Origin of the sequence: Jiangella alkaliphila (assembly GCF_900105925.1) — a bacterium.
Lineage (GTDB): Bacteria > Actinomycetota > Actinomycetes > Jiangellales > Jiangellaceae > Jiangella > Jiangella alkaliphila.
This window is the reverse complement of record NZ_LT629791.1, coordinates 2,930,461-2,951,185: the sequence shown is the minus strand read 5'-3', so window position 1 is coordinate 2,951,185 and position 20,725 is coordinate 2,930,461. Positions and strand designations below refer to the sequence as shown.

General features: G+C 72.6%; 20 protein-coding genes. 2 read left to right on the top strand and 18 right to left on the bottom strand.

Features of this window, described 5'->3' with window-relative positions:
• Positions 1-9 precede the first annotated feature (9 nt).
• The 12 genes from atpE to BLV05_RS13685 form a co-directional block, all read right to left on the bottom strand.
• Positions 10-213: an ATP synthase F0 subunit C gene (atpE, locus tag BLV05_RS13745; RefSeq protein ID WP_046771352.1), complete on the bottom strand. Its 204-nt coding sequence runs from the start codon at positions 211-213 to the stop codon at positions 10-12.
• A 28-nt stretch (positions 214-241) separates the two neighbouring features.
• Positions 242-1,027, bottom strand: coding sequence for a F0F1 ATP synthase subunit A (atpB, locus tag BLV05_RS13740; protein ID WP_046771351.1), 786 nt, complete (start codon positions 1,025-1,027; stop codon positions 242-244).
• A 345-nt stretch (positions 1,028-1,372) separates the two neighbouring features.
• A complete protein-coding gene (locus tag BLV05_RS13730; protein WP_046771350.1) occupies positions 1,373-1,822 on the bottom strand; it encodes a hypothetical protein in 450 nt (149 codons plus the stop codon).
• Positions 1,823-1,874: 52 nt separating this feature from the next.
• The gene (locus BLV05_RS13725) at positions 1,875-2,990 is read right to left on the bottom strand and encodes an MraY family glycosyltransferase (RefSeq protein WP_046771349.1); all 1,116 of its coding nucleotides are present in this window, start codon (positions 2,988-2,990) and stop codon (positions 1,875-1,877) included.
• 11 nt (positions 2,991-3,001) lie between these two features.
• On the bottom strand, positions 3,002-3,649 hold the full coding sequence (locus BLV05_RS13720) for an L-threonylcarbamoyladenylate synthase (protein WP_046771348.1): 648 nt from the start codon (positions 3,647-3,649) through the stop codon (positions 3,002-3,004).
• Between the two features lie 7 nt (positions 3,650-3,656).
• Positions 3,657-4,526: a peptide chain release factor N(5)-glutamine methyltransferase gene (gene prmC / locus BLV05_RS13715; protein WP_046771347.1), complete on the bottom strand. Its 870-nt coding sequence runs from the start codon at positions 4,524-4,526 to the stop codon at positions 3,657-3,659.
• Positions 4,523-5,614 (bottom strand): peptide chain release factor 1, encoded by a 1,092-nt coding sequence (gene prfA, locus BLV05_RS13710; protein WP_046771346.1) that lies wholly within the window; start codon positions 5,612-5,614, stop codon positions 4,523-4,525. Before prfA ends, prmC begins: the two co-directional genes overlap by 4 nt.
• Positions 5,615-5,701: 87 nt before the next feature.
• The gene (gene rpmE / locus BLV05_RS13705) at positions 5,702-5,923 is read right to left on the bottom strand and encodes a 50S ribosomal protein L31 (protein ID WP_046771345.1); all 222 of its coding nucleotides are present in this window, start codon (positions 5,921-5,923) and stop codon (positions 5,702-5,704) included.
• 885 nt (positions 5,924-6,808) lie between these two features.
• Positions 6,809-8,899 carry a transcription termination factor Rho gene (gene rho / locus BLV05_RS13700; protein WP_046771344.1) on the bottom strand — a complete coding sequence of 697 codons (2,091 nt, stop codon included), beginning with the start codon at positions 8,897-8,899 and terminating at the stop codon, positions 6,809-6,811.
• 260 nt (positions 8,900-9,159) lie between these two features.
• The gene (gene thrB, locus BLV05_RS13695; RefSeq protein ID WP_046771343.1) at positions 9,160-10,062 is read right to left on the bottom strand and encodes a homoserine kinase; all 903 of its coding nucleotides are present in this window, start codon (positions 10,060-10,062) and stop codon (positions 9,160-9,162) included.
• A complete protein-coding gene (gene thrC / locus BLV05_RS13690) occupies positions 10,059-11,129 on the bottom strand; it encodes a threonine synthase (protein WP_231948815.1) in 1,071 nt (356 codons plus the stop codon). The genes thrB and thrC overlap by 4 nt, the downstream gene beginning before the upstream one ends.
• 11 nt (positions 11,130-11,140) lie before the next feature.
• Positions 11,141-12,433 (bottom strand): homoserine dehydrogenase, encoded by a 1,293-nt coding sequence (locus tag BLV05_RS13685; protein ID WP_063932620.1) that lies wholly within the window; start codon positions 12,431-12,433, stop codon positions 11,141-11,143.
• Between the two features lie 160 nt (positions 12,434-12,593).
• Between BLV05_RS13685 and BLV05_RS13680 the strand changes: the two genes are divergently transcribed.
• Positions 12,594-14,924, top strand: coding sequence for an ATP-binding cassette domain-containing protein (locus tag BLV05_RS13680; protein ID WP_160312798.1), 2,331 nt, complete (start codon positions 12,594-12,596; stop codon positions 14,922-14,924).
• Between the two features lie 18 nt (positions 14,925-14,942).
• Here the strand turns inward: BLV05_RS13680 and BLV05_RS13675 are convergent, their stop codons facing one another.
• The gene (locus BLV05_RS13675) at positions 14,943-15,662 is read right to left on the bottom strand and encodes a nitroreductase/quinone reductase family protein (protein ID WP_082155623.1); all 720 of its coding nucleotides are present in this window, start codon (positions 15,660-15,662) and stop codon (positions 14,943-14,945) included.
• A gap of 38 nt (positions 15,663-15,700) precedes the next feature.
• Between BLV05_RS13675 and BLV05_RS13670 the strand changes: the two genes are divergently transcribed.
• Positions 15,701-16,288 (top strand): TetR/AcrR family transcriptional regulator, encoded by a 588-nt coding sequence (locus BLV05_RS13670; protein ID WP_046771378.1) that lies wholly within the window; start codon positions 15,701-15,703, stop codon positions 16,286-16,288.
• Positions 16,289-16,301: 13 nt separating this feature from the next.
• On the opposite strand, the gene BLV05_RS13665 is transcribed toward BLV05_RS13670, so the two are convergent.
• The 5 genes from BLV05_RS13665 to BLV05_RS13645 form a co-directional block, all read right to left on the bottom strand.
• Positions 16,302-16,907: a response regulator transcription factor gene (locus tag BLV05_RS13665; RefSeq protein WP_046771340.1), complete on the bottom strand. Its 606-nt coding sequence runs from the start codon at positions 16,905-16,907 to the stop codon at positions 16,302-16,304.
• The gene (locus BLV05_RS13660; protein WP_052762907.1) at positions 16,904-18,037 is read right to left on the bottom strand and encodes a sensor histidine kinase; all 1,134 of its coding nucleotides are present in this window, start codon (positions 18,035-18,037) and stop codon (positions 16,904-16,906) included. The genes BLV05_RS13665 and BLV05_RS13660 overlap by 4 nt, the downstream gene beginning before the upstream one ends.
• Before the next feature lie 23 nt (positions 18,038-18,060).
• Entirely contained in the window at positions 18,061-18,774 is a 714-nt protein-coding gene (locus BLV05_RS13655; protein ID WP_046771339.1) for an ABC transporter permease, read from the bottom strand.
• Positions 18,771-19,691, bottom strand: coding sequence for an ABC transporter ATP-binding protein (locus tag BLV05_RS13650; protein ID WP_046771338.1), 921 nt, complete (start codon positions 19,689-19,691; stop codon positions 18,771-18,773). Before BLV05_RS13650 ends, BLV05_RS13655 begins: the two co-directional genes overlap by 4 nt.
• Positions 19,692-19,759: 68 nt before the next feature.
• A complete protein-coding gene (locus BLV05_RS13645) occupies positions 19,760-20,704 on the bottom strand; it encodes a S1C family serine protease (RefSeq protein WP_046771337.1) in 945 nt (314 codons plus the stop codon).
• Positions 20,705-20,725 lie beyond the last annotated feature (21 nt).

The window sequence follows — 20,725 nt, the reverse complement described above, 5'->3', positions numbered from 1 at the left end:
GGGCCATGATCAGATGGCGAACGCGAGGCCGATGGCGATGATGAACAGCGCCTCGGCGAGCGCGAAGCCGAGGATCGCGATGCCCTGGAGAACGCTGCGCGCCTCCGGCTGGCGGGCCACGCCGTTGATGTAGGCAGCAAAGATCAGACCGATGCCGACGCCCGGGCCGATGGCCGCGAGGCCGAGACCGACCATGTTGAGCGAGCCTTCCATCTTTCTTCCTTTCCTCTTTAAGTGAAGCTCAGTGCTCGTGGGAGAGAGCGCCGCCGATGTAGATGGCGGAGAGCAGGACGAAAACGTAAGCCTGGAGAATCTGGACGAATGCCTCGAAGAAAGTCAGCACGATGCTGAACAGAATCGACACGCTACCGGCCGCGATTCCGACCACACCCTGATATTCGGTGATCAGGTATTCGCCACCCAGAATCGTCAGCAACAGGACGAGGTGTCCGGCGAACATGTTGAACGTGAGACGGAGGGTGAGCGTGAACGGCCGCACGATGAAGGTCGAGAAGAACTCCAGCGGCGCCAGCAGGGGGTAGATCGCCTTCGGCACACCGGGCGGGAACATCATGTTCTTGAAGTAGCCGCCGAAGCCCTGCCGCTTGATGCCGACGTAGTTGTAGATGACCCACGAGATCAGCGCCAGGAACAGCGGGATCGCGATCTTCGAGGTGGCCGGCAGCTGGAGGACCGGGATGATGCCCGAGATGTTCAGCACGGCGATGAAGCTGAACAGCGTCACGAGATAGGGGACGTACTTGATGCCCTCGCGACCGATGGCGTCACGCGCGATTCCGTCGCGGACGAATCCGTAGACCGCCTCGCCGGCGAACTGCAACTTGCCGGGAACGAGCGCGCTGCGCCGGGCGGCAAAGTAGAAGAATGCGCCGACGGCGATGGTGCCGAGCACGATGACCAGCATCGGCTTGGTGAAGAACGTGCCCTCGCCGAACAGCGGCGGGAATTCGAAGTCGGCCGGTCCGGGACTGTGGAATCCCGACTCGGCCACGATCCGAGTGCTCACGTGGTCCTTTCTTCAGCGCGCTCGCGACACGCCCGACGAGGAGGGCCAGGTCAGGGCTTACCGTATCTGACCCATACCAGGTACAGAGCGGCACCCATCCCTACCAGGAGCCCCAGTACGAGGAACACGCGGCTGTTGAGCCACTCGGAGACGAGCCAGCCGACGCCACCCCATACTGCTACTCCGGACGCGACCAGTGCGAAGGCATCCCACGCACCGTTCTGATCCGTCTGACGTACGTCATCAGGATCGTCCGGACTCATGGCGCCTCGAATACTACTGGGTGCCCTCGCCGGTAACGAAATCGGGTCCCACTACCAGCCGCGGCCGTCGTCAAGGCCCAGGTCATTCCGGCCCGCTGCTCCGTGCCGGTGTGCTCACCCCGCGGCTGTTCTCGCGGAACATCGTCACCGCGTAGGTGAGCGTGTAGACCAGCGCGCAGGCCATCAGCGACAGCCCCAGCGCGCGCTCGTGGACGCCGTCGACGCTGGTCAGGACGCCCAGCCCGATGAGGACCAGCCCGATGCGCAGCGAGTACGTGACGATCAGCGCCCCCGCGGCCGCCATGCCAGTGGGCGGCAGGAACCGGTCCAGCAGGACGGGCAGCGCTCCGGTGGCGAAGAACGCGATGACCAGCGCCGTCGCGCCGACCGCCGACCACAGCCCTGCGCTGCCGCCGGTGAACGCCGCCACCACGGAGCAAGCGACGCCGGCGGCGAGGGTGAGCAACAGGGCGGGGCGCGCGACCGCGGCCGGGCTGCGGCGGCGCGGTGGCGGGGAGGCGGGTTCAGTCATGGCCGCTTCAGCCTACCCGGCCGCTCCGACGTGCTGTTTCTCACACCAGTTCTCACACTGTGGACGGCCCGCCGCGGCGGAAGAGCCGGCGCGGATGGCCCGTGGTGAACGCGATCATGACGACGACGGCGAGCGCCAGCAGCACGTAGGTGGTCCAGCCGCCGACGAGCGCGATGACCACCAGACCACCTGAGACCAGCGCCGCCCACACCCACATGATCGCCACCGCGCGCCACTGCGAATGGCCGATCTCCAGCAGCCGGTGGTGCAGGTGCATCTTGTCCGGCGCGAACGGCGACTTGCCGGCTCTGGTGCGGCGTACGACGGCCAACATCATGTCGAGGAACGGCAGCAGGATGACCGCCAGCGGCAGCACCAGCGGCAGCAGCGTGAGCAGGAAGCTGGAGGTGTCGACGTCCTGGCTGGGCAGCCGGCCGGTCAGGCTGATCGACCCGGCCGCGAGCAGCAGCCCGATCAGCATCGCGCCGGAGTCGCCCATGAAGATCTTCGCCGGGTGCGCATTGTGCGGCAGCAGCCCGGCGCAGATGCCGACGACCACCACCGACACCAGCGCCGACGTCGTCATGTACGAGGGGTTGTTGTTCTCGCGCGCCAGCAGGTAGGCGTAGGAGAAGAACGCCGCGGCGCCGATGCCGACGACGCCGGCGGCCAGTCCGTCGAGTCCGTCGACGAAGTTCACCGCGTTGGTGGCACCCACCACCAGCAGCACCGTCATGATCGCGCCCTGGGTGGAGTCGAGCACGAACGTGCCGCCCGGCAGCGGCAGATAGAGCAACTGCACGCCGAGCGCGACGAGCAGGCCGGCCGCGACCACCTGACCGGCGAACTTGGCCAGCGCGGAGAGGTCCCAGATGTCGTCGGCGACGCCGATGAGGCAGATGACCACCGCGGCGAGGATCAGCGCCCAGGCGTCGCTGGACTCGGTGAACACGTTGCGCATGCGCGGCAGGTAGCTGGCCACCAGCATCGCGACCAGCAGGCCGACGAGCATCGCGATGCCGCCGAGCCGCGGGACGGGGTCGCGGTGCACGTCACGGTCGCGGGTGGGCGGCACCGCGCCCACCCAGTACGCGAACCGTCCCGCGAGCCCCACCACGAGGTACGTGACCGAGGCCGCGATGAAGAAGGTCAGAAGATACTCGCGCACCGGCGGCGTCCTTACGCTTCCGGGCCCTGCAGCTCGGGGACCACTGACTGGAGCTCGGCCAGGCCGAGGGCGCCTTGCCGGAGCACACGCGGCAGCGAGCCGGAGACGTCGACGATCGTCGACGGCGTGTCGCTGCCGGTGTCGCCGGCCTCCAGGTAGACCGCGACGGAGTCGCCGAGCTGGTCGCGGGCGTCGCCCGCGGTCCGGGCCGGCGACTGGCCGGTGACGTTGGCGCTGCTGACCGCCAGCGGGCCAGTGGTCTTGAGCACCTCGACGGCCACGTCGTGGTCGGGCATCCGCACCGCGACGGTGCCGCCGGTGTCGCCGAGGTCCCACCGCACCGACGGCTGCTGCCGGCAGATGAGCGTCAGCCCACCCGGCCAGAACGCCTCGACCAGTGCGTCGATGGTCTTGTCGGTGACGGCGACGCCGCCCAGCGTGGCCGGCGAACCGACCAGCACCGGCACCGGCATGTCGCGGCCGCGCCCCTTGGCCTGCAGCAACGCCGCGACGGCCTCGGGCGTGAACGCGTCGGCGCCGATGCCGTAGACGGTGTCGGTGGGCAGCACGATGAGCTTGCCGTTGCGGATGGCGCGGGCCGCGGCGGCGACGCCGCGCTGCCGCTTGGTCTCGTCGGAGCAGTCGTACAGGGGACTCACGGTGCCATCATCCCGCACGGCGGGCCGTGACGTACCGCGGGCGGCCGGCCAGATCGAGATGATCCGCGACGGCGGTCCAGCCGCCGTGCCGCCGGAACACCTCGGGCGCGGTCTCGCCCTGCACGTCGGCGTGCTCGGCGACCAGCAGGCCGCCGGGCTTGAGCAGCCGCGCGCCGACGTCGGCCAGCACCCGCATGGCGTCGAGGCCGTCGGCGCCGGACCACAGCGCGGCCGGCGGGTCGTGCTCGGCCACCTCGGGGTCGCGGATGGTGGCGTCGGCCGGGATGTACGGCGGGTTCGCGGCGACGACGTCGACCTGGCCGAGCAGCATCGACAGGCTCCGCTCGGCGACCAGGGCGACGTCGTCGCGGTGCACGATGACGGAGTTGCCGGCCGCGTTGCGGCGCAGCCAGGCGACGGCGTCGTCCTCGCGCTCGACGGCGTGCACCATGACCGGGCGCACCTCGGTGGCGACGGAGACGGCAATGGCGCCGGAGCCGGCGAACAGGTCGACGACGACCGGCACCCGGCCGGCCGCGACCACCGCCGCCGCCTCGTCGATGGCCGCTCCGGCGGTCAGCTCGGTCTCCGGCCGCGGGATGAACACACCGGGCCCCACCTGCAGCGTCAGGTGCCGGAAGGGCGCCTCGCCGGTGAGGTGCTGCAGCGGCTCGCGGCCGGCGCGGCGGCGGACCAGTTCGGCGAACCGGGACGCGAACGAGGCGTCCGGCTCGGGCTGGGACAGCAACGCGCCGCGCTCGATGCCGAGCACGTGCGCCGCCAGCGCCTCGGTGTCGTGCCGCGGCGACGGCACCTCGGCGGTGGTCAGCACACCGGTGGCCGCACGGAGCTGCTCGAGCAGCGGCGCCGACGTCATGCCCGCTCGCCGCCCTCGGCGGTGGCCGCCAGCGCCGCCTCTGCGTCGGCGTCGACCAGCGACTGCAGCACCGGGGCGAGTTCACCGTCGAGCACGGCGTCGAGGTTGTACGCCTTGTAGCCGGTGCGGTGGTCGGAGATGCGGTTCTCCGGGTAGTTGTACGTGCGCACCCGCTCGGAGCGGTCGACGGTGCGGACCTGGCTGCGGCGCGCGTCGGAGGCCTCGCGCTGCGCCTCCTCCTGCTGCGCCGCGAGCAGCCGGGCGCGCAGGATGCGCATGGCCTGCTCCTTGTTCTGCAGCTGGCTCTTCTCGTTCTGGCAGGACACGACGATGCCCGTGGGCAGGTGCGTGATGCGTACGGCGGAGTCGGTCGTGTTGACGCTCTGCCCGCCCGGGCCGGACGACCGGAACACGTCGATGCGCAGGTCGTTGGGGTTGATCTCGACCTCGCCCTCGTCCTCGGCCTCGGGCAGCACCAGCACGCCGGCGGCCGACGTGTGGATGCGGCCCTGGCTCTCGGTGACGGGGACGCGCTGGACACGGTGAACGCCGCCCTCGTACTTGAGCCGGGCGAACGGCGCGGTGCCGGGCTGCGGCGTGCCGCGCGCCTTCACCGCGACCGAGACGTCCTTGTACCCGCCGAGGTCGGACTCCTCGGCGTCGAGCACCTGGGTGCTCCAGCCGGCCTGCTCGGCGAAGCGCAGGTACATGCGCAGCAGGTCGCCGGCGAACAGCGCGGACTCCGCGCCGCCCTCCCCCGCCTTGATCTCGAGGATGGCGTCGCGGTCGTCGTTGGGGTCGCGCGGGAGCAGCAGCATGCGCAGCCGCTCGGCCAGCCCGTCCTGCCGCGTCTCCAGCTCGGCCGCCTCGGCGGCGAACGCGGGGTCGTCGGCGCCCAGCTCCAGCGCGGCGGCGCGGTCGTCGCCGGCTTCTCGCCAGGCGGCGTACGCCTCGACGATGGCCGACAGCTCGGCGTAACGCCGGTTCAGCCGCATGGCCAGCCCGGGGTCGGCGTGCACCGACGGGTCGGCCAGGCGCTGCTCGAGCTCGCTGTGCTCGGACACCAGCGTCTCGACACCTTCGAACACGGGGTCGGCTCCTTCCGGGGACGCGGGGTGCGGGCACAAAGGGGGCGGGGCGTGCAAGAGAACCTCGCACGCCCCGCCCACGGAGAACTACTTCGCGTCGGCCTTCTTCTTGCCGTACCGCGACTCGAAGCGCGCGACCCGGCCGCCGGTGTCGAGGATCTTCTGCTTGCCCGTGTAGAACGGGTGGCAGGCGGAGCAGACGTCGGCGTGGATGACGCCGTTGGACGCGGTGCTCCGGGTGGTGAACGTGTTGCCACAGGTGCAGGTGACCGTGGTCTCCACGTAGGCCGGGTGGATGTCGGACTTCATGCTCTGTACTCCTGGCGTCTCATGGGCCGCCGGGTCGGCACGACGGGATGTCGTGACGTGAACCGGAGCCAGCAGATCAGTATTCCAGGCCGCGCCGCCCCGGCCAAACCGTGACCGGGATTCGTACCGTTGGCCGGGGGTTTGCAACGTTGGTCGTCCCCCTGCTGCCCATTTTCTTAGCCGTGAACGCGCGCCTCAAGTCCGACGCCTCTGCTGGTCGCGGCGGTCTGTGGTTGAGGGCTCTGGACTTGACCCGCACGTCCCCAGCCAAGAACGGGCAGCTATCAGGGGGACGGGGGAGGTGTGGCGACGGCTGGGGCGTCGATGCCGGCTGTCGTCTTCGATAGTGGTGACCGTCCTCGACGGGGTGCGAGGACAGTTTCTGCCATCGAGGACCGCCCTGGCTATCGAGGACGACGGTACGGGTCCTGGTCTGGCGTTACGTCGTGGTCTGCCGTGACGCGAAATGGCGGATTCGGGACTGGTGGCGTGACTGGGGACCAGGACGTAACGGCAGACCAGGACGCCGGCGCTCACCAACCTGGGTGTGAGTCGCGTTTTCGGGCCTGTTTCGCCGGTTCGGCGCGACTCACACCCAGGACGCGCCTCACACCCAGGAAGCCGACGCTGCAGAGTCCGGCGAACGGTGCATATCGGGCGCGGCTGTGCCCGGTTCTTCCCCGTCCCCCTGATAGCTGCCAGTTCTTAGGCCGGGGACGCGCGGGTCAAGCGGTCATCGACGGCGCGAAGCGCCCCTCTGTCCGCTTGAGGCGCGGGTGCGCGGCTAAGACAATGGGCAGCAGGGAGACGCCCAACTTGGCAACACACACAGCGATGCCCTGACCGCTCGACAGAACGGTCAGGGCATCAGCGGACTCAGCGGCGTCAGTCGGCGTCCTTGGACCCGTTCCCACCGACCGCCGGCGTCGTCTTCTGGACCGTGAGCATGAACTCGGCGTTGCTCTTGGTCTTCTTGAGCCGGTCGAGCAGCAGCTCGATGGCCTGCTGCGGGTCGAGCGCGGACAGCACGCGGCGCAGCTGCCACATGATGGCCAGCTCGTCGCGCGAGACCAGGATCTCCTCGCGCCGGGTGCTCGACGCGTCGACGTCGATGGCCGGGAACAGGCGCTTGTCGGCGAGGTCGCGACGCAGCCGCAGCTCCATGTTGCCGGTGCCCTTGAACTCCTCGAAGATGACCTCGTCCATCTTGGACCCGGTCTCCACCAGTGCGGTGGCGAGGATGGTCAGCGAGCCGCCGTTCTCGATGTTGCGCGCGGCGCCGAAGAACCGTTTCGGCGGGTACAGCGCGCTGGAGTCGACGCCACCGGACAGGATGCGCCCGCTGGCCGGCGCGGCCAGGTTGTAGGCGCGGCCGAGACGCGTGATGCCGTCGAGCAGGATGACGACGTCGTGGCCCAGCTCGACCAGCCGCTTGGCCCGCTCGATGGCGAGCTCGGCGACCATGGTGTGGTCGATCGGCGGACGGTCGAACGTCGACGCGATGACCTCGCCCTTGACGGTGCGCTGGAAGTCGGTGACCTCTTCGGGCCGCTCGTCGACCAGCACCACCATGAGGTGGGTCTCGGGGTTGTTCTGCGTGATCGCGTGCGCCAGTGCCTGCATGATCAGCGTCTTGCCGGCCTTCGGCGGCGACACGATGAGACCACGCTGGCCCTTGCCGATCGGCGCGATGAGGTCGATGATCCGGGTCGCCATGGTGGTGGCGTCGGTCTCGAGGCGCAGCCGGTCCTGCGGGTACAGCGGGGTCAGCCGGGCGAACTCGGGCCGCTGCTTGGCCGCCTCGGGGTCGGCGCCGTTGATGGTGTCGACCCGGACCAGCGCGTTGAACTTCTGCTGCTTCTCGCCCTCGCGCGGCTGCCGGACGGCGCCGGTGACGGCGTCGCCCTTGCGCAGGCCGTAGCGGCGGACCATGGCCAGCGACACGTACACGTCGTTGGGGCCGGGCAGGTAGCCCGACGTGCGGACGAACGCGTAGTTGTCGAGGATGTCGAGGATGCCGGCCACCGGGATGAGGACGTCGTCCTCGGTGACGGTCGGCTCCTCGATGCGCTCGCGGTCGCGGCCACTGCCGCTGGCGCCGCCACTGCCGCGGCGGTCGCGATCGCGGTCGCGGTCACGCTCGCGGCTGTTGCCGCGCCGGTCGCGCCGGCGCCGCCGGCGGCCGCGGTCGTCGTCATCGTCCTGGGCGTCGTCGCGGCCACCACCCTGGCGGGCGCCGTCGGCGTCCTGGCGGGCGCTGTCGGGACGGGTGTTGTCGCGGTCGCGCTGACGGCCGCCGTCACGGTCGTTCTCGCGGTCGTACTGACGCTCACCGTCGCGGTCACGCTGACGGCCGCCGTCGCGGTCGTTCTCGCGGTCGCCGTCGCGGTCGCTCTGCCGGTCACCGTCGCGACCACCCTGGCGGCCGCGGCGGTTGTCCTGGCGCTCGGAGCGGCGCTCGCGCGGCTCGTCGTCAGAGGCCGCGTCGTCGGAGGCGGGGGCCTCGGTGGCCCGAGCGTCGGTGGCCGGAGCCTCAGCGGCCGGGGTCTCCGCGGCGGCGTCGGCCACGACCACGACCTCGTCGGGACGGGCCTCGGCGGCGGCCTGCGGGCGCTCGGCCCGGCGGCGGCTGCGGCCGCGGGGAGCGGCCGGCGCCTCGGCGGTGCCGGCGACGACGGAGTCGGTGACGGCCGGGGCGGCGGGCTGCGCCGCGGACTCGACCGGAAGTGCGTTGGCAGCGGCCGGCGCCGAGCCGCCGGACTGAGCCGCCTTGATGGCCGCGACCAGCTCGCCCTTGCGCATGCGGCCGGTGCCCTTCAGCCCGAGGCCGCCGGCGAGCTGCTGGAGCTCAGCCAGAACCATGCCCTCGAGGCCGGCTGCGCGGCGGCGCGCGGGGCGCTTCGCCGCGGTGGCGTCGGAATCAGACGCCGAAACGTCCGGCGTCCCAGTGACGCCAGGAATCTCGGTATTAGTCACTCAGGGTCCTTCCCTGGACCGGCATCGGTTCAGACAAGCCGATGCATCGAACACCTCGGGAGGTTCCCGAGGAAAGGCACGACGCGAACTGATGGGCCGCCCTTCCGCGGGACCCGCGTGAGCGAAACCCGGGGAGATGGGCGAAGACCATGGCCATCGGCGACGAACGTCACCACCATGGGGATACCGACCAGCAGAACGTCGGTGCACAGCGAGCGTAGCATGCCGTGGGCCGTTTGACCCACCCCCGTTCGCGCCGCTCACGGCGTGGCGTACTCCACATCCGCACCCCGCGTGTCCACTTGCAATGCGCGGACGTACCACCCGCCGGCGAGGGCGCTGACGCGGCCGGCGTCGTCGCCCGTTCCGAGCACCAGAACCGTCGGGCCGGCGCCCGACACGACGGCCGCCAGCCCATCCGCCCGCAACGCTGTGACCAGCTCGAACGTCTCAGGCATGGCGGGTTCGCGGTAGTGCTGGTGCAGCCGGTCGGCGGTGGCGTCGAGCAGCAGGTCCGGGCGCCGCCCGAGCGCGTGGACGAGCAGTGCGGCGCGGCCCGCGTTGGCGGCGGCGTCGGCGTGCGGGACGGTGCCGGGCAGCAGCCCGCGGGCCTTCTCCGTCGACACCTCGAAGGACGGGACGCACACGATCGGCGCGACGTCGGGGTGGACGTCGATGCGCGTCGCGCGGGCGGCGCCGGCGTCGTCGCGCCAGGCCACCGTGAGCCCGCCGTACAGACAGGCGGCGACGTTGTCCGGGTGCCCCTCGAGGCGGTCGGCCAGGGCGAGCGCGTCGTCGTGCGCCGTCACGCCGGTCAGCGCACGGGCCGCGACGACGCCGCCGACGATCGCGCCTGCCGACGAGCCCAGCCCGCGGCCGTGCGGCAGCGCGTTGCGGCAGTGCAGCCGCAGCGCCGACGGCTGCTCCCCCAGCTCGGCGAAGGCCGCGCGCAGCGACCGCACGACGAGGTGCCGTTCGTCCAGCGGCACCGACCCGGCGCCCTCGCCGTCGACGGTCACCTCGACCGGCGCCGCAGGCCCGCCGAACCGCGCCGTCACCTCGATCTCGTCGTGCAGCGACAGCGCGAGGCCGAACGCGTCGAACCCTGGACCGAGGTTGGCGCTGGTGGCCGGGGTGCGGACGCGGACGGTGGCCGGGCTCACGCCAGGCCCAGCGCCTTCGCGGCGGCGGCGGTCTCGGCCGGGACGACGTAGGGACGGATCTCGCCGTAGTAGGCGCTGGCGGTGTCGACGTCCTTGAGGCCGTGCCCGGTGACGGTGACGACGATGCGCTGCCCGGCGTCGAGGCGTCCGGTGCGGCTGTAGTGCAGCAGGCCCGCGACGCCGGCCGCCGACGCCGGCTCGACGAACAGGCCCTCGCGGCCGGACAGCTCCTGCTGCGCGGCCAGGATCTGCTCGTCGGTGACGGCGTCGATGAGGCCGCCGGAGTCGTCGCGCGCGGCGATGGCGAGGTCCCACGACGCCGGGTTGCCGATGCGGATGGCGCTGGCCACCGTCTCGGGCGCGGACACCGGGCCGCCGTGCACGAACGGCGCGGCGCCGGCGGCCTGGAAGCCCCACATGCGCGGACGTCGCTGGGCCGGGCCGTCGGCCGCGTACTCGGAGTAGCCGAGCCAGTAGGCGGAGATGTTGCCGGCGTTGCCGACCGGCAGGACGTGCAGGTCGGGAGCGTCGCCGAGGTCGTCGACCACCTCGAACGCGGCGGTCTTCTGCCCGGCCAGGCGGTACGGGTTGACCGAGTTGACCAGCGCGACGGGGTACGTCTCCGCCAGCTCGCGGGCCAGCCGCAGGCAGTCGTCGAAGTTGCCCTGCACCGACGCGATGACGCCGCCGTGCACGACCGCCTGGGCCAGCTTCGGGCCGGAGATCTTGCCGTCGGGCAGCAGCACGACGGGGCGCATGCCGGCCCGGACGGCGTACGCGGCGGCCGACGCGCTGGTGTTGCCGGTGGACGCGCAGACGACGGCCTCGGCGCCCTCCTCGGCGGCCTTCGAGATGGCCACCGTCATGCCGCGGTCCTTGAACGAGCCGGTCGGGTTGACGCCCTCGACCTTGAGGTACACCTCGCAGGACGTCTGCTCGGACAGCCACGGAGCCGGGACCAGCGGCGTCCCGCCCTCGCGCAGCGTCACGACCGGCGTCGCCGGGTTGACCGGCAACCGGTCGCGGTACTCCTCGATGACTCCACGCCACAGCCGAGACTGAGTCACGACAGCCATGGTCACTCGCCTTCCACCCGCATCACCGACAGGACAGCACGAACGGTATCGAGTCGCGTGAGCCCGTCGACAGTCGCCGCCAGTGCGTCGTCCGTGGCCTGGTGCGTGACGATGACCAGTTCGGCGTCGTCGGGGCCCTCGGCGCGCTGCCGGACGGTCTCGATGGACACGTCGTGCTCGGCGAACACCGCGGCGACGGCGGCGAGGACGCCCGGCCGGTCGTCGACGTCGAGGCTGATGTGGTAGCGGGTGACCGTCGCGCCCATCGGTCGCACCGGGCGGTCGGCGTACCACGAGCCGCGCGGCCCGACGGCGTCGCCGAGGCGGTTGCGGGCGGCGGTGACGAGGTCGCCGAGGACGGCGCTCGCGGTGGGCACGCCGCCGGCGCCGGGGCCGTAGAACATCAGCCGGCCGGCCGCCTCGGCCTCGACGAACACCGCGTTGTAGGCGCCGCGGACGCTGGCCAGCGGGTGGGTGCGCGGCAGCATCGCCGGGTGGACGCGGACGCCCACGCCCTGGCCGTCGGGCGACAGCTCGCAGATGGCCAGCAGCTTCACCACGGCGTTCATTGCCTGCGCCGACGCGACGTCGGCGGAGCTGACGTCGGCGATGCCCTCGCGGTGCACGTCGGCGGCGACGACCGGCGAGTGGAACGCGATGCCGGCCAGGATGGCGGCCTTCGCGGCGGCGTCGAAGCCCTCGATGTCGGCGGTGGGGTCGGCCTCGGCGTACCCGAGCGACTGCGCCTCCTCCAGCGCCTCGGCGAAGCTGCTGCCCTCGCTGTCCATGCGGTCGAGGACGTAGTTGGTGGTGCCGTTGACGATGCCGAGCACGCGCTTGATGCGGTCGCCGGCCAGCGACTCGCGCAGCGGCCGCAGCAGCGGGATCGCGCCGGCGACGGCGGCCTCGTAATAGAGGTCGACGCCGTGCTTCTCGGCGGCGGTGTGCAGCGTGACGCCGTCCTCGGCGAGCAGCGCCTTGTTCGCCGTCACGACGGAGGCGCCCCGCTCCATGGCGGCCAGCAGCAGCCCACGGGCCGGCTCGATGCCGCCGATGACCTCGACGACGAGGTCGACGTCGTCGCGCTCGGCCAGCGCGCGGGCGTCGGTGGTGAACAGGCCGGGGTCGACACCGGTGATGGACCGGTCGCGGCCGAGGCGGCGGACGGCGATGCCGGCGAGCTCCAGCCGGGCGCCGGCCCGGGCGGCGAGGTCGTCGGCGTGCTCGTGCAGGAGGCGGGCGACCTCCGTGCCCACCACACCGCATCCGAGCAGTGCCACGCGCAGGCTGGCCATCAGTCCCCCTCCTTCACCCAGTGGACCTTTAGTCTCTGGGAGCCCCGGACGATCTCGCGCCGTCCATCCATGATGCGAGACATCCGTCTCACCATACGTGGCGACACCGCAAGTCCTTCGTTGTCCCGAACGGGCCTCCCTACCCCGTATCATTCCGCGCGTGAGTGTGCTGCAGGTCACCGTCGGCGGGGTGACCCAGCACTTCCCGCCGTCGGCCGGCGAGGTCCGCATCGGTCGCTCGGCCGCCTCCAACGTCGTCGTGCCCGAGTCCAGGGTGTCACGCCGGCACCTGGTCGTGTCGTATGACGGCGGCTGGACCGCCCGCGACCAGGAGAGCTCCGGCGGCACCTGGCGCGCCGGCGTCCAGGTCGGCGAGGTGCCGGTCAACGGAGCCGTCGAGCTGACGCTGGGCGGGCCGTCCGGGCCGGCGGTGTCGCTGTCGGTGCCGCCGCCACAGGCCGCGCCGCCGCGGCCGCCGGGCACGATCCGGATCGGCCGCGCGCCTGACAACGACCTCGTCATCGACGACCTCCTCACCGCCCGCTACCACGCGCGGCTGACGCCGAACGCCGACGGCTGGTACCTCGAGGACCTCGACAAGCACCACCAGACGTTCGTCCGCGGCGCCGACGTCGAGACCGCGCAACTGCACGAGGGCGACGTCGTCACGTTCGGCAAGGTCCGCTTCGTCGTCACGCGCGACGGCGTGCTGCCGGTGCCGGACTCCCCGTCCAGCGGCGGGCTGGACGTCGCCGACGTGCACTACGCACTGCCCGGCGGCAAGGTGCTGACGTCGGGCGTCTCGCTGGACATCGCGGGGCAGCGGCTGGTCGCGCTGATCGGGCCGTCCGGGTCGGGGAAGTCGACGCTGCTGCGGCTGATCAGCGGTGAGCTGGAGCCGTCGCAGGGGTCGGTGCACTACCAGGGCATCAACCCGCACCGGCAGCAGGAGGAGGTGCACGGCCGCATCGGCGTGGTGCCGCAGCACACCATCGCGCACGCCCAGCTGACCGCCCGCAAGGCGCTGCAGTACGCCGCCGAGTTGCGGCTGTCGCAGGACACCACGGCGGCCGAGCGGCGCCAGCGGGTCGACGACGTGCTGGCCGAGCTGTCGCTGTCCGAGCACGCCGACATCCCCGTGCGCCGGATGTCCGGCGGCCAGCAGCGCCGGCTGGCGATCGCGTTCGAGCTGCTGACCAGCCCGTCGCTGCTGATCCTCGACGAGCCCACCGCCGGCCTGGACCCCGCGCTGGTCCGGCAGATCATGACCGGGCTGCGCGAACTGGCCGACGCCGGCCGGCAGATCATCGTCACCACGCACGACCTCGCCCACCTCGACCTGTGCGACGACGTCCTCATCATGCTCCCGGGAGGGCGGGTCGAGTACTTCGGCCCGCCGGCCGGCATCTCGGCGCACTTCGGGACCGCCGACTGGGCGGACATCTTCGAACGGCTCAACGCGGCGACGCCGCCACCACCTCCGCCGGCCGCGGCCGGTCCCGGCCTGGGCGAGTCGCTGCGCCGGCTGAACCCGCTGACCTGGCTGGACCGGCTGAGCGGCTTCGGGCGCCCGGACGCCGGGGACCCGTCGGCCAGCGCGCGCCGGCTGGCCCGCCTGGGCGCGGCCGCCGGACCACTCACGGCCGGCGCCGCGCCGGAGATCGTCGGACCGCAGGCCATCGACCAGCGCCGCCGCCGGCAGCAGTCCTGGGTGCTGATCCGCCGCCAGCTCCGCCTCATCTGGGCCGACCGCGGCTACGCCGGCTTCCTGCTGGCGCTGCCGATGGTGCTCGCCCTGCTGACCTTCGCGATCCCGGACGAGACCGGGCTGGGCCGGCCGACCAGCCCGGGCAGCACCGAGGCGATGCGGCTGCTGGTCGTCATGGTCGTCGGCGCCGCGTTCATGGGCATGGCCGCGACCGTCCGCGACCTCGTCGCCGAGCGGCGCATCTTCCGGCACGAACGCGCCGCCGGCCTGATGCCCGACGCGTACCTGGCGGCGAAGATCGCGGTGTTCTGCGGGGTCGTCGTCGTGCAGACGCTGATCCTGCTGCGGCTGGTCTACTGGTTCCGCGCCGGGCCCGAGGACGGCGTGCTGTTCGGCACCGGCAAGGTCGAGGTCGGCATCGCGCTCGCGGCGACGGCAATCGTGTCGGCGCTGCTCGGCCTGCTGATCTCGTCGCTGGTCGCGACGCCGGAACAGACCATGCCGCCCCTGGTCGTCGCGATCATGGCGCAGCTGGTGCTGTGCGGCGGGCTGATCGAGGTCACCGGCCAGGCCGTCGTGTCGCAGCTGTCCTGGCTGGTCCCGGCCCGCTGGGGCTACGCCGCGGCCGCGTCGACGGTGGACGTCACCGAGCTGATCCCCAGCGCCCCCGACGACGCCCTGTGGAGTCACAACGCGGCGGCCTGGCTGGGCGCGCTGCTGGCGCTGACGGTGCTCGGGACGGCGTACGCCTGGCTGACCCGCCGCCGCCTGCGCGCCACCTGACCGTCGGCGCCCCCATGATCATCGGCTATCCCCCACGTCAGAGCGGGGTGGACCGCCGATGATCATGGAGAAGGTCGGGGTTCCGGGGCGCTGGGAGCCCCCTTTTTCCATGATCAACAGCGGTTCCGGGGGGTGTTCATGCTCATCGGCGGGGAGGAGGCGGACGCGCACGGTGAGCAGGTCGGCGCCGAGGACGCGGACGTTCATGGCGTTGAGCATGCGCAGCGGATGCCACCGGACGATCGAGCGTTGCCGCGCCAGGACGTCGTCGGCGGGGAGGATCTCGGCGACGCCGCTGACCCAGCGGTAGCGCCAGCCCACGCGCAGCCGGATCCGCACGTGCGGATCGCGCTGGATGTTGCGGACGTAGCCGGCCCGCAGACCGTGCTCGGCGATGATCCAGAAGTCGTCGCCGACTCGGCCGTTGCCGACCGGGGTGCGGCGCGGCTGACCGCTCACCCGGCCGCGGGTCTCCAGGATCGCCAGGCCCAGCGGGTTCAACCCGACCCGGAACAGCAGGCGGACCAGCGGGTTGATCAGCCATCGCTGCAGCGTCCGCACGACGGCGACCTTCGTGCGCCGGCTTCGCGCGGTCACCACCAGGTTGGCCACGAAGAGGGCGGTCTGCGTCAGCGCTCCGGCCAGGCCGGGCCATGCTCCGGGGTCCAGCGCGTACAGCCCCCACACCAGCGCGAGCGCCACGGCAGTACCCACCACCAGGCCTCGCGGTGCCGTCATACGATCGTATGGTCTCATACGACTGTATGATGGCACGCATGGCTCAGGTGTCAACCCCCCGGCCGACGAAGGACGTCATCACCGAGGCGCTGCTCGACATCACGGCCGAGCGCGGCCTCGACCAGGTCAGCGTCCGGCAGGTCGCCGCGGCGGCCGGCGTCGCCATCGGCACGGTCCAGCACTACTTCCCCACCAAGGACGCCATGCTGACGGCGGCGTTCACCGAGGTCGTCCTCCGCATCCGCGAGCGCGTCGCGGCCACCGTGCTCGGGCCGGACGTCCGGCGCAACCTGGCCGCCGTGCTGCGGGAGCTGCTGCCGCTGGACGACCACCGGACGGCGGAGGTGCGCATCCAGGTCGCGTTCGCCGCCCGCGCGGCGACGTCGCCCGCGTTGGCCGAGATGCAGGGCGTCATCCTCCGCGACGTCACCGACGCCATCGCCACGGCGTTCACGCTCGCCGGTCACGGCACGACGACGGCCGAGCGGGCCAGCGTCCAGGCCCAGGTGGCCCTGGCTACCGTCGACGGGCTGGCGCTGCACGCCGTCAGCTCGGGCGACTGGCTCGACGCGGAGGCGCAGACGGCGGCGCTGGACCACCTGCTCGACGCGCTGGTGAGGCGGTGAGGGCGGCGAGCGGTCAGAGCCAGCCGTTCCCCTCGGCCACCCGCACGGCCTCGACCCGGTTGCGGGTGCCCGTCTTGCCGATCGCGCTGGACAGGTAGTTCCGCACCGTCCCCTCGGACAGGTAGAGCCGCCCGGCGACGTCGGCGACGCTGGAGCCGTCGCGGGACGCGCGGAGGACGTCGGCCTCGCGCGGGGTGAGCGGCGACGGGCCGGCGGCCAGCGACTCGACCGCCAGCGCGGGGTCGACGACGCGCAGGCCGGCGTGGATGCGGCGGATCGCGTCGGCCAGCTGCTCAGCCGGGCTGTCCTTGACGACGAAGCCGCCGGCCCCGGCCTCGACCGCCCGGCGCAGGTAGCCGGGCCGGCCGAACGTCGTCACGATGAGCACGCGGCAGGTCGGCAGCTGCTCGCGCAGCACCGCCGTCGCCGCGATGCCGTCCAGGCCCGGCATCTCCACGTCGAGCAGCGCGACGTCGGGGCGGTGCGCCAGCGCGGCCGCCACCACCTCGTCGCCGCGGTCGACCTGGGCGACGACCTCGAGGTCGGGCTCCAGCGACAGCAGCGCCGCCATCGCACCGCGGACCAGCGCCTGGTCGTCGGCGAGCAGCAGTCGGATCACGTCACCATCATCGCGGCCGTCGTCCACCCGCCGGAGCCGTCCGGCCCGGCCTGCAACGTCCCGCCGGCCGCCTCGACCCGTTCCCGCAGCCCGACCAGGCCGGACGAGGCCGGCCCCGGCGCCGTCCCGTCGGCGTCGTCGTTCCAGACCTCGATCCGGTCAGGCGTGACGGTGACCCGGGCGTGCCGCGCATGGCTGTGCCGGACGACGTTGGTGACGGACTCGCGCAGCACCCAGCCGAAGATCTCGCGACGTCCGGCCGGGACGTGGTCGACGCCGCCGGGCAGCTCGGCCGCGATGCCGGCCGCCTCGAGCACCGTCGCCGCGCGGACCAGCTCCGACGTCAGCGTGACGTCGCGATAGCCGGCGACGGTGCCGCGGACGTCCTTGAGCGCGTCGCGCAGCAGGCCCTCGACCTCGCGCAGCTCGCCCCGGGCGCGGTCGTCGTCGCCGCCGACCATGCGTCGGGCCAGCTGCGTCTTCACCGTCGCCGCGGTGAGGCTGTGGCCCAGGACGTCGTGCAGGTCGCGCGCGAAGCGCAGCCGCTCCTGCTCGACCGCCATCGTCGCGATCTGCTCCTGCGCCCGCACGAGCTGCCGGTTGCTGTCGCGCAGCCGGAAGATCGCGTCGGTCGCCCACGCCGACCCGAGGATCGCCACCAGGAACCAGACGTTGACCTCCCAGTCCAGCCCGAGCGACCACGGCACGAAGAGCACGGCGACGCAGATGCTGCCGATGGTGGACCACGCCTCGCGCCGCGGCATGACCACGAGCGCGATCTGGCTCAGCGCGAACCAGACGACCACGCCGTTCTCGCCGGCGAACCCGACCACCAGGGCGCCGAGCACGCACAGCGCCGCGAAGCCGAACCGCCCGACCGCGCACGGCGGCAGCTCACCGCGCCGCCGGGCCACGGCCGCCCGGGTGAAGACGTAGAAGAACGCCACGAGGAACGCTGCCAGCACGACGTAGCCGAGGATCTCCCAGCCCAGGGAGTCCTGCTGCTGGTGGACGCCGACGGCGGTCGGAGTCAGCACGACGGCCCACACCAGGGCGACGACCAGCGGCATCCGCCGCTCGCCGTCGCGCGCGACGGGCGCCGCCGTCTCGGCCGGTGTCGTGGGAGCCATCGGCGCCAACCTAGCGCGGACGGTCACCGGTCGGCCCGGCCGTAGCGCCAGCGGACCAGCGCCGCCAGGACCAGCGTCCACGCCGCGAGCGTCGCCACCGCCCGCACGACGTCGACGGACTCGCCGAACGGCGCCTGCGCGAGCGCGTTGAGCCAGTACGACGGGTACCACTGGGCGACCGCCTCCATACCGCTGGGCAGTTGGTCGATCGGCACGAACACGCCGCCGAGGAACGCGCTGCCGAGCAGCACGACCATGCCGCGCGGCTGCGCCGAGCTCGCCGACCCGATCTGCCCGATCAACACGCCGATCAGCGCGAACGGGATGCTGCCGAGCCACAGCAGCAGGAGCGACTCGACCATGGCCGGCAGGTCCGCGCCGCCGCCCTGCACGGCCAGCCCGACGGCGAACACCAGCGTGCCGGCCAGCATGCCCAGCACCAGCGCGACGATGCTCTTGGTCAGCGCGTACGAGAGCGGCCGCAGCGGCGACAGCCGCAGCTGCTTGGTCCAGCCGGCGTGACGTTCGAGCGAGACGCGGCCGCCGGCGGAGATCGTCGCGGCCAGCCCGGCGAACACGCCCATCATCACCATCAGCGACGTCGTGGCGCCGGTGTCGTCGCCCCACATCGTGTTGTACAGCAGGAACAGCCCGGTCGGCAGGCCGGCGGTGAGGATCAGCGCCGCGCGGTCGCGCAGCAGCCGGCGCACCTCGAGGATCGTGTAGGTGGCGTTCATCGGACGGAGCCTCCGGTCCGGGTCGTGAGCGACAGGAACGCCTCCTCCAGGTCGGCGCCGGTCACCTCGATGTCGTGCGCCTCGGGCGAGTGCGCGAGCAGCGTGCGCAGGACGCCGTCGCCGTCGTTGGTGCGGATCCGCACGCCGCCGCCGTCGCCGTCGACCGTCACGCCGTCGGTGCCGAACAGGGCGCGGAGGGCGTCCGCGGACAGGTCCGGCACGGTGGCCCGGACGGTGCGGACGGCGACGATCGACTTGATGTGCCGCGGCGTGCCGTCGGCGACGATGCGCCCGTCGCGCAGCAGCACGATGCGGTCGGCGAACCCGTCGGCCTCGTCGAGGTAGTGGGTCGCGAACAGCACGGTCCGGCCGGCGGCGACGAACCGGCGCATGGCCGCCCAGAACTCGCGGCGGGTGGCGACGTCCATCGCGACGGTCGGCTCGTCGAGGACGACGAGGTCCGGGTCGGGGACCAGCGCGAGGGCGAACCGGACTCGCTGGGTCTGCCCGCCGGACAGCTCGGTGGCGCGGCGGCAGGCGAGGTCGGCGATGCCGGCCCGCTCGAGCACGTCGGCGACCGGCAGCGGGTGCCGGTGGACCGACGCGAACAGCGCGACCAGCTCGCCGACGGTGGCGTCCTCGAGCATCGCGCCGTCCTGCAGCATGGCGCCGACCAGGCCGTCGTCGACCGCCTCGCGCGGGGTACGGCCGAAGACGGCGACGGTGCCGGCGTCGGGGCGGCTCAGGCCGAGGATCAGCTCGACGGTCGTGGACTTCCCGGCGCCGTTCGGGCCGAGCAGCGCGACGATCTCACCGGGAGCGATCTCCAGGTCGACGCCGTCGACGGCGAGCGTGTCGCCGTAGGACTTGCGCAGCCCGGCCAGCCGGACCGCGTGCGGTGTGGGGTGTTCGGTCATGCCTCCAGCGTGCGGCGGCGACGCCCCGGGCGGACGTCACCGCCGTCCGGTCCTGGGCATGACAGTTGTCATGCCTGGTCGGCCAGCTCCACCGGCCGGGCGATGACGTCGACCATGGCACCGTTGCGGAACGTGGTGATCGGCAGCGGCACGTCGATGGCGTCGGCGAACATCCGCCGCTGCAGCGCCTGCGCGTCGTCGACCGGCTCGCCGGCGACCGTCACGACCAGGTCGCCGGGGCGCAGGCCGGCCACCTCCGCCGGGCTGCCCGGCTCGACGTGGACGATGCGGACGCCCTTGGCGCGGCCGATGCGCTCGGCCAGGGCGGGCGGCACCGGCGCGGGCGACGTCGCGACCCCGAGGAACGCCCGGCGCACCCGGCCGTCACGCAGCAGCGTCGTGACGATGCGGTTCGTGGTCGCGTTGATCGGCACGGCCAGGCCCAGCCCGACCCCGGCGACGGCGGTGTTGACGCCCACGACCTTGGCGTTCGCGTCGGCCAGCGCGCCGCCGGAGTTGCCCGGGTTCAGCGCGGCGTCGGTCTGGATGACGTCCTCGATGATGCGGACGGTGCGGCCGCTCTGCGCCGGCATCGACCGGCCCAGTGCGCTGACCACGCCCGCCGTCACCGACCCGGTCAGCCCCAGCGGGCTGCCCACGGCGACCACGAGCTGCCCGACCACCAGCTCGTCGGCGTCGCCCAGCGTCGCAGGTGGCGGCGTCTCGCCGTCGGCCCGGACGACGGCGAGATCGGACAGCCGGTCCCGCCCGATGACGGTGTAGCCGACCTCGGTGCCGTCGGCGAACGCGGCCACGCCCCGGGACGAGGCGCCCACGACGTGCGCGTTCGTCAGCAGGAACCCGTCGCCGGTGAACACCACCGCCGACCCGGTGCCGACGATGCCGGTGCGGCCGCGCCGCTCCCCCTGGACCGCCAGGCTCGCGACCGACGGCAGCAGCGTGCGCGCCACCCCGGTGACCACCTGCGAATACGCGTCGAGCTCATCAGCCACGGCGCACCTCCTGACCTTCGA